We start from the raw sequence: 12,981 nt of genomic DNA, 5'->3' as shown, positions 1-12,981 counted from the left end.
CCGCTCATTACACACTGCTCCTAGAGGTCAATCGCCTGTGCCGCTCAATAATTCGTGTAAGTGCTCATTGTTGCTGCGTTTTCGCTCTATGAGGGTGGATGTCCGCTCTATCGTGGTCCGTATCCGCTCATACTTACGGGTTAAGCGATCAACCCTGCCGCGCAACCGCTCAATGCCCCCACATCTCAGTCAAAACAAAACAACCCCTCCCAATTCACCTCCCATACTCCCAACACAAAATCCCAAAAGCGATAGCTCGTGCGCATTGGCGTTGATAGGCTTTGCTTTGCAATAACGCGGCCTCTGTCTGATTCGACATGAAGCCGCACTCTACTAGAATTGCAGGCATATTCGTGTCACGTAAGACAGCGAAATCGGCCTTTTTCACGCCGCGATCGGGACGCAGGCAAGCAAAGATCAAGGATTTCTGCACGGCAGAAGCGAGCACTGCGGAACTTTGGCTTGCTTGTGGATAAATATAGGTCTCAATTCCTTGTGCGGTGTGCCAGCCGTTGCCGAATGCATTTGCGTGGATTGAGACAAATGCATCTGCTTTCATTCGATTAGCTGAAGTCGTTCGTTCGCTTAAAGGCACGTCACGAGCAGACGTGTGTGTATACTTTACTGTCAGGCCTTCTTTCGTTAAAAACTCTCCGACGAGTGCGGCTACTGCCGCATTAAAATAATACTCGCGAAGCTTTCCATCAGGTGTTCGTTTGCCGGGTGTATCTGGGCCGTGACCCGCATCAAGAATGATTAGTGTCAATTCTGTCCACTCTCCTTTATCCTCTATATAGAGAAGACTTTTGAAAAGGATACAAAAAGGGAATATAGATCAAGAAGTAATCCATTTCTTTTCGTTACCTTCATGTTAAAATAGGTTGGAATGATTTGTACATAAGCACAGGAAATGATGATACGGCAAGAAACTGTCAGAATACGTACATCGTAGCAGAGAGTGAGGGATTTCATGGGTGAATTAACAGTAGAAGATATTATGAATCGTTTCGGATTGGAATTGATTGCTGGACACGAGGGCATTCATAAGCAAGTCCTAATGAGTGATATTTCACGGCCTGGCCTTGAGATGGCTGGTTATTTTGATTATTATCCTGCGGAGCGTGTGCAGTTGATTGGGCGGAAGGAGATGTCCTTCCTTGAAACATTGCCTGCCATTACGCGAAGAAAGCGTTTGGAGCGACTTTGCTCGGTCGATACGCCGGCATTCATTATTGCTCATGGCGAAGAAGGTCCGAAAGAGTTGAGCCAGTTAGCAGAGGAGAAAAACATTCCGGTTCTGCGGACAGATTATAAGACTACGCAGTTCTCAGGCATGCTGACGAATTACTTGGTTGGACAACTCGCTCCGATGACGACTGTTCATGGTGTGCTAGTGGATGTGTATGGTGTCGGAGTATTAATCACGGGTGGTAGCGGAGTAGGGAAAAGTGAAACGGCGTTAGAACTCATTAAAAAAGGGCATAGACTTGTAGCGGATGATTCGGTCGAGATTCGACAAGTATCCGATAATATCTTAATCGGAACGTCACCGAAACTATTGAAACATATGTTGGAAATTCGCGGTGTCGGTATTATCGATTTGATGACGTTGTTTGGTGCAAGTTCCGTGAAAGATGATAAGCGTGTATTGTTAGCGGTCGATTTAGAAATTTGGGATGATAAGAAGCACTATGATCGTCTCGGAATCGATGAAGAGAAAGTAGAAATTCTCGATTCGCAAATTACGAAATTGTCCGTTCCTGTACGACCTGGGCGGAATATCGCAGTCATCATTGAAGTAGCGGCGATGGATTATCGAATGAAGCGTCTTGGAATTAATGCTGCAGAGGAATTTACCAAGCGTTTGGATCAAGCGATCGCAGACAATGCGGAACTATTAGAAGAAGAGGGGCGCGACTAAGTGAATGTTTCCATGCTAGCGATTAACCCCGTCGCGATCAGTATTGGCAGCTTAGAAGTTCGCTGGTACGGTATTTTGATTGCGCTCGGAATTATTTTAGGATTTATGATTGTACAACGAGAAATGCTGAAGCGGGGAATGCATCCGGACTTACTAACGGACATGCTCATTTGGGCGATTCCGATTTCCATTATCAGTGCACGAATTTACTATGTTCTGTTCACGTGGGATTATTATCGTGATCATCCAGACCAAATCATTCAAATTTGGAATGGTGGAATAGCAATCCATGGTGCCTTGATCGGTGCGGTCATTACAGCTGTGATTTTCTGTAAGAAGCGCGGTGTGTCATTTTGGAAAGTGGCAGATATTACAGCACCGGGCTTATTAATTGGACAAATTATCGGACGCTGGGGAAACTTCATGAACCAGGAAGCGCATGGCGGACCGGTTTCAGAAGCGTTTAAAGAAAGTACGATCATTCCTGACTGGATTATGAATCAAATGACGATTGATGGGATCACGTATCATCCGACATTCTTGTATGAGTCGTTATGGAATGTGGTCGGACTCATTTTGATTTTAGTAATCCGAAGAATGCTGAAGATGAAACGTGGAGAAGTTTTCTTGTTTTATGTCATCTGGTATTCAATCGGCCGATTCTTCATTGAAGGGATGCGGACGGATAGTCTGTACGTCATCGGCAGTTTACGTGCTGCGCAGTTAGTATCTGTAGCAGGAGTTGTCATAGGGATCGCCATCTTGTTGTATCGCAGATATATAATGAAAGTGAAAGAGAACTATGATGACAAACAAAAATAATATCGCATTATCTAGTACGTTGAAAAATGGTTTACAAGTGGGATTAAAAACAACGTGGTCGCTCGGTAAAATTATTTTCCCTATTACGTTGCTTGTAACCATTTTGCAGTTTACACCTATCTTACCTTGGCTTGTGCAATTGGTTGAACCTATTATGCATCTTTTTGGCTTGCGCGGTGAAGCAGCTGTGCCCATCGTGCTTGGCAATGCATTAAATTTATATGCTGGAATTGCCGGCATCATTTCATTAGAATTAACGGTTAAAGAAGTATTTATCATTGCTATGATGATCAGTTTTGCGCATAATTTGTTCATTGAGACAGCTGTCGCCATAAAAGTAGGCGTCAAACTTTGGACAGTGCTTGTCGTTCGACTCGGATTGGCTGTGCTGGCTGGAGTTTTGATCAATGTATTTTGGACAGGCGGCAATGAAATCGCGCAATACGGTCTAACGCCACAAGCGGAAGTTGTGCCAGAAGGCTTTGTGCAGATTTTCTTGCTCGGACTTGAAAAAGCGGCATTTGGCGTCTTGCAGCTGGCATTGATTGTCATTCCATTAATGTTGTTTGTGCAGTACGTGAAAGATCGCAATTATTTAGAGCGTTTTTCTAGTGGTTTGGCACCGTTTACAAAACTGATTGGTGTGAAACCCAATGCCTCGATGACACTCGTTGCGGGATTATTGATTGGCCTGGCATACGGTGCAGGCGTCATGATTCAAGCAGTGCAGGAAGATGGCGTCTCGAAACGGGATATTACATTGGCTTTCATATTCTTGATGGCATGCCATGCAGTGATTGAGGATACACTATTATTCTTGCCACTCGGTATACCGATTTGGCCATTATTGATCATTCGGCTTGTAACTGCCATTGTACTGACGATTACAGTGAGTATTCTATGGAAGCAGCCGAGAGAGAAGGGGGAAGCTGTTATTGACTAATCAACCGATTACTACATTATTATTTGATTTTGATGGAACGCTTGCAGATACAAATGAGTTAATACTTTCTTCTTTTGAACATGTCCTTGAGAAGCATTTCCCTGGACGTTTTGGGCGGGAAGAGATGTTGCCGTTTATCGGACCTACATTACATGATACGTTTTCCTCGATTGCACCAGATAAGACAGAACAATTGATTGACGAATACCGTGAATGGAACTTGGCTCATCACGATGACTATGTAACTGAATTCGAAGGTGTCACAGATACGCTCCGTAAATTATATGATCTAGGCTTTAAGATGGCGGTCGTTTCTACAAAGAAGCGCGATATGGTAGAAAGAGGGATCGACCTTCTCGATATCGCCCCTTATTTTGAGACAGTGATTGGACTCGATGATATTACGAATCCTAAACCGGATCCTGAGCCGATTGTATTGGCATTAAAACGTCTTGGCCGAGCACCTGAAGAGTCACTGATGATCGGGGATAACTTCCACGATATACTGGGCGGACAAAATGCAGGAACACGAACTGCAGCTGTTGCATGGGCGTTAAAAGGTGAAGAATATTTGCAGACATTCAAACCTGACTTCATGTTGCAACATATGTCCGACTTACTTAAAATCACTGCGGGAATCAAACTATGAGACGCACAGAGCGGCATCCTTCCAAAGGAGATGCAAATTCACTTTGGCATATTTACCGTACGGTCTCCATTTTTAAAGTAGCTAAGAATTTCATCGTGATTCAAATTGCGCGGTATACGCCATTTGTTTCATGGAAAAACGTCTTGTATCGAGTGTTCTTGCGGATGAAAGTCGGGAAGCATACGGCTTTTGCGCTGATGGTTGTACCGGATGTCATGTTTCCAGAACGAATTTCTGTTGGTGAAAACTCCATAATCGGGTTTAATTCGACGATTTTAGCACATGAATACTTGATAGATGAATACCGTATTGGCGATGTGGAAATAGGCAATAATGTACTGATTGGAGCCAATACAACGATTTTGCCGGGCGTTAAAATAGGCGATGGTGCCATTGTTTCCGCTGCCTCACTCGTCAATAAAGACATTCCTGCCGGTACATTTGCTGGCGGGAATCCAGTACGCATTATATATACAGCCGAACAAATGGCGGAACGTGCAGCACGTGAAAGCAAATGAATGACGGGCTATGTAGTTGTGCTATACTAGAGGATACATTGCAGGGGGACGTCAAGTGCGTTCCTCTTACTTTTTCGGAGGAGTTCGATTGAAAAACAACCAACGATTTATAAAAGATAAAATTATTTCATTCCTGCCAGACGGTGATTTTTATCGTAAACGCGCAATGCAAGCTATGCAGCGTGAACAATTTTCTGATGCGGAAAAATATTATAAACGTGCACTGGATTTGAATCCAGATGATGCACTGACCCATATGGAATACGGTGTGTTCATCATGGAAGTCGGCCGCTTTGAAGATGCCTATGAGCTTTTGCAAACAGCTGATGATCTAGATCCAAACAATGAAGAGACGACATTCTATTTAGCTGAAGTTCATGCACACCTCGGTCTACTGCGTGAAGCGAAGCAGTATGCATTGAAATATGTGGCTATAGCACCCGATGGCATATTTGTAGAAGAAGCCCATGAAATCTCTGAATTCGCTGATCAGGAAGAAATGTTCGTTGAAGAAGGCGAACAGCTGGATAGTGAAGTAATATTCAGGCAAGAAAAAGCACGTCGCATGATGGAACAAGGAGATTTTGAAGATGCCATTGAAGTGCTAGAGGATTTATTAGTGGATTATCCGAAAACGTGGGCTGTCCATAATAATTTGGCGCTTGCGTATTTTTATATCGGCAAAGAGAAGCATGCGGAAGACATTCTATATGAAGTCTTGCGTGAAGAAAAAGGCAACATCCATGCGCTGTGTAACTTGGCGGTATTCTTTTATTACAACCGGGATGAAGAGCGTTTGAAAAGTATGATGGAGCTGTTGTCGAAGATTAAACCGTATCAATTCGAACAGCGCTATAAATTAGGTGCGACATTTGCGCTGACAGGTCGTTATGAAGAAGCGTATCACTGGCTTCGCAGTCTGCAAAAACGCGGATTCGAAGGAGATGTCGGGTATTACTTCTGGCTAGCGAACGCTGCATATTTTACGGGTCATCGTAAAGTAGCGGAGCAAGCGAATGAAGCGTTACTGAAATTGGATCCTACGAAAGAAGGCTTCGAACCTTGGAAATCACTGGATGAAGAGTTGGATATGGATTCCTACGAAGAGGATGTACCGTTCTTGATCGAAAAGATTTCAAACCCGTATCGCAGTGAGCGAATGTTCGGCTTGTACTTAGTAGGAAAGTCGTCACATTTACAGGAAATTCTTTCACATCCCGGATATATAGATGTAGAAAAATTGACAGCTGCGGAACAACTGTTTCTAGCGCACAGTTTGAATTATTCATTCAAGGTGACTAATCCATTTGAGAAGGCTTTGAAAAAAGCACTGGCCATTTGTGATTTATTGTATGAAGACTATAAACCGCTTGATGAGCAAGGTGTACAGTTCTTTCAAATGTGGTTCACGCTATGTGAACATGCACTCGAACAGAAGTATACGTTCAGTAATGTGCATGCAATTGCTGCGGCAGCGGATTATATGTTCCAATCTTCACATGACGAAAAAGTGACGAAAAAGTCTGTTGCGGAAAATTACAGCGTATCTGTTGCGACGTTATCCAAGTATATTCAGGAACTTCTTCAATTTCTGCCTTATACAGAAGAATAACTACTTGCAGATGTTGCATTTAAGTTGAAATTCAAGTGTATTTCTCGTACGATTTTATATAGCGATAGTTTTATCTGCCAGTCGGATGAAATCTTTGGTGAAGTCAATGAAAGCCAAAGGATGCGTATTTTGAAGGAGGAAAACTACTATGACAACGGAAGAAAAAGTATATGACGTAATTGTCGTTGGGGCAGGACCAGCAGGGATGACAGCAGCTGTCTATACATCACGTGGAAACATGTCCACATTGATGTTAGAAAGAGGCTTGCCAGGCGGTCAAATGGCCAATACAGAAGAAATTGAGAACTATCCAGGATTTGAAAGTATTTTAGGTCCAGATATCTCGACAAAAATGTTCGATCATGCGAAACGTTTCGGAGCTGAATATGCTTATGGAGACGTAACGAAAATCGAAGACGGTCGCGAATTTAAGACGGTTCACGCAGGTGGAAAAAGTTATAAAGCACGTGCAATTATTTTGACTACGGGCGCAGAATACCGCAAGATCGGTGTACCGGGTGAAGAAGAATTGACTGGCCGTGGCGTAAGTTATTGTGCGGTATGTGACGGAGCATTCTTCCGCAATAAAGATATCGTCGTTATTGGTGGCGGTGACTCTGCGGTAGAAGAGGGTTCATATTTAACGCGTTTTGCTAATAAGGTAACTATTATCCACCGTCGTGATACATTGCGTGCACAAAAAATCGTTCAAGAGCGAGCGTTTGCTAATGAAAAGATTGATTTCATTTGGAATTCAACGGTTAAGCAAGTGAATGAAAAAGACGGTAAGATTGGTTCCATAACGCTAGTTTCTACTGAAGACGGTTCTGAACGTGAAATGGAAACTGAAGGTATGTTCGTTTATATCGGATTGGACCCAATCACAGAGCCTTTCAAAGATCTCGGCATTTTGGATGAAAACGGCTATATTGAAACAAATGACATTATGGAAACGAAAATTCCAGGTATCTTTGCTGCAGGCGATGTACGTGAGAAGTTATTACGTCAAGTCGTAACAGCAACAGGAGACGGAAGTATTGCAGCTCAAGCAGCTCAGAAGTATATCGAAGAGTTGATGGAAGAAGTAGAAGCGAAGGCGTAAAATAGGTTATCAATTTGTAACGTCTATGTAATCGTTTTGCAATAAAAAAGGGGGATAATAGAAAAAGAAAGACACCCCTTTCATAATATAGCAACTTTGTGGCTATTTACGGTACAAACTTCCGTGAATAGTCACCTTTTTTTTTCGTTTTCAATGAAAGCGTTGTATACTATAAATACATACTTGAAAAGTGGGGAACTACATATGCAAAAAATTGCTAATTTGCTCGTGGTAAAAGACGGTCAAGTCCTTTTGCTGAAGAAGCCGAGGCGTGGTTGGTATGTGGCGCCGGGTGGGAAAATTGATGAAGGTGAGTCTATTTATGAAGCCGCTAATCGTGAATTTCTCGAAGAAACCGGTGCGCAAGCGATCTCGCCACATTTAAAAGGCGTATATACGATGATGATCATGGATGATGAAGGAAAAGAATTATTGAATGAATGGTTACTCTTCACATTTGTCGCACACGACTATTCCGGAGAGTTAATGAAAACCACCATCGAAGGTGAACTGGAATGGCATCCGCTAGAAAGTTTGCATACACTACCAATGGCGGAAGGGGATCGCAAGAACTTACTTTTTGCGGTTAGTCAGAAAGGTATGCAGTATGGAACGTTCTATTATACAGAGCAATTCCGCTTCTTGCTGGAATCACTTCAACAATCAATGGAAGGTGACTAACATTTATGGATCAACCACAAGTGGTAAATGAATACGAAGTTGTCATAATTACGGGTATGTCAGGTGCAGGTAAAACAGTCGCCATGCAATGCTTTGAAGACATGGGGTTCTATTGCATAGACAACTTACCACCCGAATTATTTGTAACATTCCTGGATTTGATGATGAAGTCAGATAATCAAATGAGACGTATTGCAGCCGTGATGGATACGCGCGGAGGAAGTTTATTCGACTCCATGATTACTGCACTCGAAGGGTTATTCAAAATGGAAGATGTTAAAACGAGTTTGCTATTCCTCGATTCAGATGACGAAGCACTTGTGAAACGATATAAAGAAACGCGTAGGTCACATCCATTATCTGAAGGTGGCACGTTACTCGAAGGTATTCGCAAAGAGCGTCTTTTATTAACAGAAATAAAAGGACTATCCCGTTCGATTATCGACACATCCAAATTAAAGCCTAAGCAATTACGAGAAAAAATCACACGCGAATTTTCTGAAGCTGGCGAGCCAAACTTCACCTTAAATTTTGTCTCATTCGGATTTAAACATGGGATGCCGATTGATGCAGACGTAGTGTTCGACGTACGGTTTTTACCGAACCCGTTTTATTTGGAAGAATTACGTCCATTGACAGGTTTGAATCGTGAAGTGTCAGATTACGTATTGAAATGGTCGGACACGAAAGAATTAATCGAAAAACTAACCGATTTATTCAAGTTCTTGATTCCGCAGTATAAACAAGAAGGAAAAGGTCAAGCAGTCATTGCGTTCGGTTGTACAGGTGGTCAACACCGCTCTGTTACACTTGCTGAATACTTTACAAGTGTGTTTAAAGGCGACTACCCGACCTATGTATCACATCGGGATGTTGAAAAAAGAAAGGGTTGACATGAATATGCAATCCACTACGATGAAAAGAGTTGTTGTGTTCGGTGGCGGCACAGGGTTATCCAATATCCTTCGCGGTTTAAAACGCTACCCAATTGAACTGACAGCGATTGTTACGGTGGCGGATGACGGGGGAAGTTCAGGCCGTTTACTCGACCAGTATAACGTCCCGCCACCTGGAGATATAAGACAGGTTATGGCAGCGCTTTCAGATGTGGAGCCGATGATTGAGAAAATGTTCCAGCATCGATTTGAGGGAACGGATGGTTTGAAGGGACATTCTCTTGGTAATTTAATGCTTACAGCCCTAACGACTATCACGGGTGATTTCGCACGTGCAGTCGAGCAGATGGGCGTTGTTCTGAATATTAAAGGAACAGTATTACCTGCAGCAAATCAGCGAATTACCTTGCATGCCGAGCTCGAAGATGGTTCAATCATTACAGGTGAATCGAAAATTCCTCTCTATGGAAGGAAGATCCGTAACGTTTTCATCACGCCTCAAGATGTAAAACCTTTGCCGGAAACAGCCGATACGATAAAAAATGCAGATTTAATCGTATTTGGGCCGGGAAGCTTGTATACTAGTACTTTGCCAACACTTTTAGTGCAAGATATCCGCGAAGCAATTCTCGAAAGTACTGCGAAAAAGGTCTATGTTGGTAATTTAACGACGCAACGTGGCGAAACTTATCGTTATACTGCTTCTGAGCATGTTCAGGCGCTCTATGATCACGCGGGAGAACCTTTTCTTGATGCAGTACTAGTGAATAATGCAGAAGCGTTCAGACGTACGTATAACCTGAATGAAAATGAAGAGCCTTGGCTTGTAGAGAACGACTTAGAAATACTGCAATCACTAGTGTCTGAAGTATTTGTGCAGGAGATCGCGACAATATTAGATGGAACGATTATGCATAAAACGATGGAAGTATCAGATATGTTGATGCGTTATATAGAGAGAACGTAGAAGGCGGATAGATATGAAGATCGCCGAAGAGGGGGAATATCATGTCTTTTGCATCCAAAACGAAAAAAGAATTGACGCAGATTGAGGCGGATGACTGCTGTACGAAATCAGAAATTGCGGCATTCATCCGTATGAATGGTGTCATGTCTTTTTCTAATAAACAACTAAGTCTTGACGTTCAAACAGAAAATGCATCTATTGCGCGTCGTCTGTATTCGAACATGAAGGCGTTGTATCCATATAAAGTGGAATTGCTGGTACGAAAAAAAATGCGCTTAAAGAAAAATAATGTCTATATTTGCCGAATCCGTGATGGGGCTAAGCACTTATTGGAAGAATTATCGATCATGACGCATGATTTCCAAATGATCAATACGATCGATCCACAGTTAATTGAAAAAGATTGCTGTGCACGCGCATACTTACGGGGAGCTTTCCTGGCAGGAGGTTCCGTGAATAATCCGGAGACGTCTTCTTATCATTTGGAAGTCTTCTCGAGCTATCAAGAACATAGTCAATCACTTGTTGAGTTGATGAACCATTTCCATTTGAACGCGAAATCAATTGAACGGAAAAAAGGATTTATTGCGTATCTTAAAGAAGCAGAAAAAATATCCGATTTTCTTGGCATCATTGGTGCGCATGTATCTCTTATGAAATTTGAGGATGTGCGGATCATGCGTGATATGCGCAACAGTGTAAATCGGCTAGTCAATTGTGAAACGGCCAATCTGAATAAGACGATCGGTGCAGCACAAAGACAAGTTGAAAATATTAAGTTGATTGAACGCACGATTGGTTTAGATCAATTACCAGAACGTCTGCAAGAGATTGCTCAATTACGTGTCACGCACCAAGATGTGACGCTAAAGGAGTTAGGCGAGCTGGTGACGGGTGCACCGGTCAGTAAATCAGGTGTCAATCATCGTTTGCGTAAGATTGAAGAAATCGCAGATCGATTACGTTAAATTACTAGTAGATCCTTCATGAGAAGAGGAAGAAAAGGAGCACACAATATGGTAGAAAAAACAATTACAGTAGGGATTAAACCCGGTTTACAAGCGAGGCAGGCAGCGTTATTTGTACAGGAGGCCAATAAGTATTCGGCTGATATTTATTTGAAGAAGGATAGTCGTCAGGTGAATGCGAAGAGCATCATGGGGATTATGAGTTTGGCGATTGCGAAGGGTACGGAGATCACGTTGATTACGGACGGGATTGATGAGGAGTTAGCTCTTCAGAATTTGGCTGATTTAGTGGAAGATGAGCAATGAGTTGGATATGGGTGGCGATGACCTTTTGAGGTTTCGTCATCTTTTTTTGTTTTTTGGTATAAGGGAGGGGAGACGTGGAGAAGTTGTTGGTCTGCGTTCCAGGCGGACGCTTTCCGGAGGGCGTGGCCCGAGCCGCTTCCTTCACTTCGTTCAGTCCAGGGTCTCGAACTCACGCTGATCCTCCCGGAGTCGCCGCCTTAAGTGCAAAGATGTGCTTCTAACGCTTCGCTTTTACTCGCAAAAGCCGTACTTCGCCACGGCTCTCACTCCGACCAACAAGTGTCTCTTTCTGGAGTTAGAGAGCTAGTCCATTTGATTGGTAAAGATAAAACCAAAACCAAAACCCAAATAAAAATACAAAATAAAAAGGTTGTCGCGGAAGGCCTTTTGGCTTTCTGCGACAACCTGTGGTATTTATTTCTTTTCGATGTCGCTGCGTTCTAGAACGTGGTCGATAAGACCGTATTCTTTAGCGCGTTCGGCAGTCATGAAGTTATCGCGGTCTGTGTCTTTTGCGATGACGTCGATTGGCTGGCCCGTGCGATCGGATAGGATTTGGTTTAGTTTTTCACGTAGGTGCAAGATGCGTTTTGCAGCGATTTCAATTTCAGTTGCCTGACCTTGTGCGCCACCTAGTGGTTGGTGAATCATTACTTCTGCGTTTGGCAGAGCGTAACGTTTACCTTCTGTACCAGCTGTTAGCAAGAATGCACCCATAGATGCTGCCATTCCTACACAGATTGTGCGGATGTCTGGTTTGATGTATTGCATTGTATCATAGATTGCCATACCTGCTGTGATGCTTCCACCTGGGCTGTTGATATAAATGGAGATATCTTTCTCTGGATCTTCAGCTTCCAAGAATAGCAGTTGTGCCACGATGGAGTTTGCTACGTTGTCGTCAATACCGCTCCCCAACATGATAATACGGTCTTTCAATAGACGAGAGTAGATGTCGTACGCTCGCTCACCACGGTTTGTTTGTTCAATAACTGTAGGAATTAGATTCAATTAGACTTCCTCCTTTAATTACTTCATAATATTCGTTCGGTTGAAATCATTTCGTATTTCAACTATAACTGTATTTTACCTATTAAGGTCAACAAAGGTCAAATCATTTGCCTTAAAAATACACATTGCTTTTCATTATATTCTACGATATAATGGAAGATGTCTCTTACAGAAGAAAAGCTTTTTTCTGTAGTGGAGTAATTATAGTTAAAGTTTGATACTACACGTTTAGTCCTCGTGGTGCAATGGATAGCACGTGAGCCTCCGAAGCTCAAAATGTGGGTTCGACTCCCGCCGAGGGCATCAAGGTTCTATCTAAACAACGGTTGTTTGCCATGGTCCAATTGGATCGTGCAGACAATCGTTGTTTTTTTTATGCCGTTGGAAACATATAAATAGAACACACTTGATGAGAGAACATGTAAGTAATCTCATTGAGTGTGTTCTTTTTTAATTCGTTATATTCATTTTGTTTACTTTTCCCTATGGATAAATCATCGATAGAAATTGAGAACCAAAGTAATACTCCGGAGATCAGCATAAACGTTTGTGAGAGTTCGCTAGTATCTAAATAGGGGAAGTGCC

General features: G+C 42.7%; 14 protein-coding genes and 1 tRNA gene. 13 read left to right on the top strand and 2 right to left on the bottom strand.

Annotated features, from left to right (window positions below):
* Positions 1-214: 214 nt before the first annotated feature.
* A complete protein-coding gene (locus CSV64_RS14005) occupies positions 215-766 on the bottom strand; it encodes an N-acetylmuramoyl-L-alanine amidase (RefSeq protein ID WP_099635200.1) in 552 nt (183 codons plus the stop codon).
* Between the two features lie 204 nt (positions 767-970).
* On the opposite strand from CSV64_RS14005, the gene hprK reads away from it, so the two are divergent.
* The 12 genes from hprK to CSV64_RS13945 all read left to right on the top strand — a co-directional run bounded on the left by hprK (position 971) and on the right by CSV64_RS13945 (position 11,385).
* On the top strand, positions 971-1,921 hold the full coding sequence (gene hprK / locus CSV64_RS14000; RefSeq protein WP_099635199.1) for an HPr(Ser) kinase/phosphatase: 951 nt from the start codon (positions 971-973) through the stop codon (positions 1,919-1,921).
* Entirely contained in the window at positions 1,922-2,743 is an 822-nt protein-coding gene (lgt, locus tag CSV64_RS13995; protein ID WP_233190477.1) for a prolipoprotein diacylglyceryl transferase, read from the top strand.
* Positions 2,727-3,686 carry a nucleoside recognition domain-containing protein gene (locus tag CSV64_RS13990; RefSeq protein WP_099635198.1) on the top strand — a complete coding sequence of 320 codons (960 nt, stop codon included), beginning with the start codon at positions 2,727-2,729 and terminating at the stop codon, positions 3,684-3,686. The genes lgt and CSV64_RS13990 overlap by 17 nt, the downstream gene beginning before the upstream one ends.
* Entirely contained in the window at positions 3,679-4,335 is a 657-nt protein-coding gene (ppaX, locus tag CSV64_RS13985; protein ID WP_099635197.1) for a pyrophosphatase PpaX, read from the top strand. The genes CSV64_RS13990 and ppaX overlap by 8 nt, the downstream gene beginning before the upstream one ends.
* Positions 4,332-4,853: an acyltransferase gene (locus tag CSV64_RS13980; protein ID WP_099635196.1), complete on the top strand. Its 522-nt coding sequence runs from the start codon at positions 4,332-4,334 to the stop codon at positions 4,851-4,853. The genes ppaX and CSV64_RS13980 overlap by 4 nt, the downstream gene beginning before the upstream one ends.
* Positions 4,854-4,941: 88 nt before the next feature.
* Entirely contained in the window at positions 4,942-6,465 is a 1,524-nt protein-coding gene (locus tag CSV64_RS13975) for a tetratricopeptide repeat protein (RefSeq protein WP_099635204.1), read from the top strand.
* A gap of 148 nt (positions 6,466-6,613) precedes the next feature.
* The gene (trxB, locus tag CSV64_RS13970; RefSeq protein WP_099635195.1) at positions 6,614-7,567 is read left to right on the top strand and encodes a thioredoxin-disulfide reductase; all 954 of its coding nucleotides are present in this window, start codon (positions 6,614-6,616) and stop codon (positions 7,565-7,567) included.
* A gap of 204 nt (positions 7,568-7,771) precedes the next feature.
* Complete coding sequence (locus CSV64_RS13965; protein WP_099635194.1) at positions 7,772-8,248, top strand: 8-oxo-dGTP diphosphatase; 477 nt, start codon at positions 7,772-7,774, stop codon at positions 8,246-8,248.
* A 5-nt stretch (positions 8,249-8,253) separates the two neighbouring features.
* Complete coding sequence (gene rapZ, locus CSV64_RS13960) at positions 8,254-9,141, top strand: RNase adapter RapZ (RefSeq protein WP_099635193.1); 888 nt, start codon at positions 8,254-8,256, stop codon at positions 9,139-9,141.
* Positions 9,142-9,148: 7 nt separating this feature from the next.
* Entirely contained in the window at positions 9,149-10,111 is a 963-nt protein-coding gene (locus CSV64_RS13955) for a gluconeogenesis factor YvcK family protein (protein WP_369823541.1), read from the top strand.
* A 41-nt stretch (positions 10,112-10,152) separates the two neighbouring features.
* On the top strand, positions 10,153-11,079 hold the full coding sequence (gene whiA / locus CSV64_RS13950) for a DNA-binding protein WhiA (protein WP_099635192.1): 927 nt from the start codon (positions 10,153-10,155) through the stop codon (positions 11,077-11,079).
* A gap of 48 nt (positions 11,080-11,127) precedes the next feature.
* Positions 11,128-11,385: an HPr family phosphocarrier protein gene (locus tag CSV64_RS13945; RefSeq protein ID WP_099635191.1), complete on the top strand. Its 258-nt coding sequence runs from the start codon at positions 11,128-11,130 to the stop codon at positions 11,383-11,385.
* 414 nt (positions 11,386-11,799) lie between these two features.
* On the opposite strand, the gene clpP is transcribed toward CSV64_RS13945, so the two are convergent.
* A complete protein-coding gene (gene clpP / locus CSV64_RS13940; RefSeq protein ID WP_099635190.1) occupies positions 11,800-12,396 on the bottom strand; it encodes an ATP-dependent Clp endopeptidase proteolytic subunit ClpP in 597 nt (198 codons plus the stop codon).
* A 231-nt stretch (positions 12,397-12,627) separates the two neighbouring features.
* Here clpP and CSV64_RS13935 point away from each other — a divergent pair.
* Positions 12,628-12,699 (top strand) — tRNA-Arg (locus CSV64_RS13935).
* Positions 12,700-12,981: the final 282 nt, after the last annotated feature.

The organism is Sporosarcina sp. P32b (assembly GCF_002743335.1).
In the GTDB taxonomy this organism is placed as follows: Bacteria; Bacillota; Bacilli; order Bacillales_A; family Planococcaceae; genus Sporosarcina.
Note: the sequence above shows the minus strand (reverse complement) of the source record. Positions and strands in the feature narration are given on the sequence as shown.

Coding starts and splice junctions, on each gene's coding strand:
- hprK (WP_099635199.1), top strand. CDS start 971: ATGGGTGAATTAACAGTAGAAGATATTATGAATCGTTTCGGATTGGAA.
- CSV64_RS13990 (WP_099635198.1), top strand. CDS start 2,727: ATGACAAACAAAAATAATATCGCATTATCTAGTACGTTGAAAAATGGT.
- CSV64_RS13980 (WP_099635196.1), top strand. CDS start 4,332: ATGAGACGCACAGAGCGGCATCCTTCCAAAGGAGATGCAAATTCACTT.
- trxB (WP_099635195.1), top strand. CDS start 6,614: ATGACAACGGAAGAAAAAGTATATGACGTAATTGTCGTTGGGGCAGGA.
- CSV64_RS13965 (WP_099635194.1), top strand. CDS start 7,772: ATGCAAAAAATTGCTAATTTGCTCGTGGTAAAAGACGGTCAAGTCCTT.
- rapZ (WP_099635193.1), top strand. CDS start 8,254: ATGGATCAACCACAAGTGGTAAATGAATACGAAGTTGTCATAATTACG.
- CSV64_RS13955 (WP_369823541.1), top strand. CDS start 9,149: ATGCAATCCACTACGATGAAAAGAGTTGTTGTGTTCGGTGGCGGCACA.
- whiA (WP_099635192.1), top strand. CDS start 10,153: ATGTCTTTTGCATCCAAAACGAAAAAAGAATTGACGCAGATTGAGGCG.
- CSV64_RS13945 (WP_099635191.1), top strand. CDS start 11,128: ATGGTAGAAAAAACAATTACAGTAGGGATTAAACCCGGTTTACAAGCG.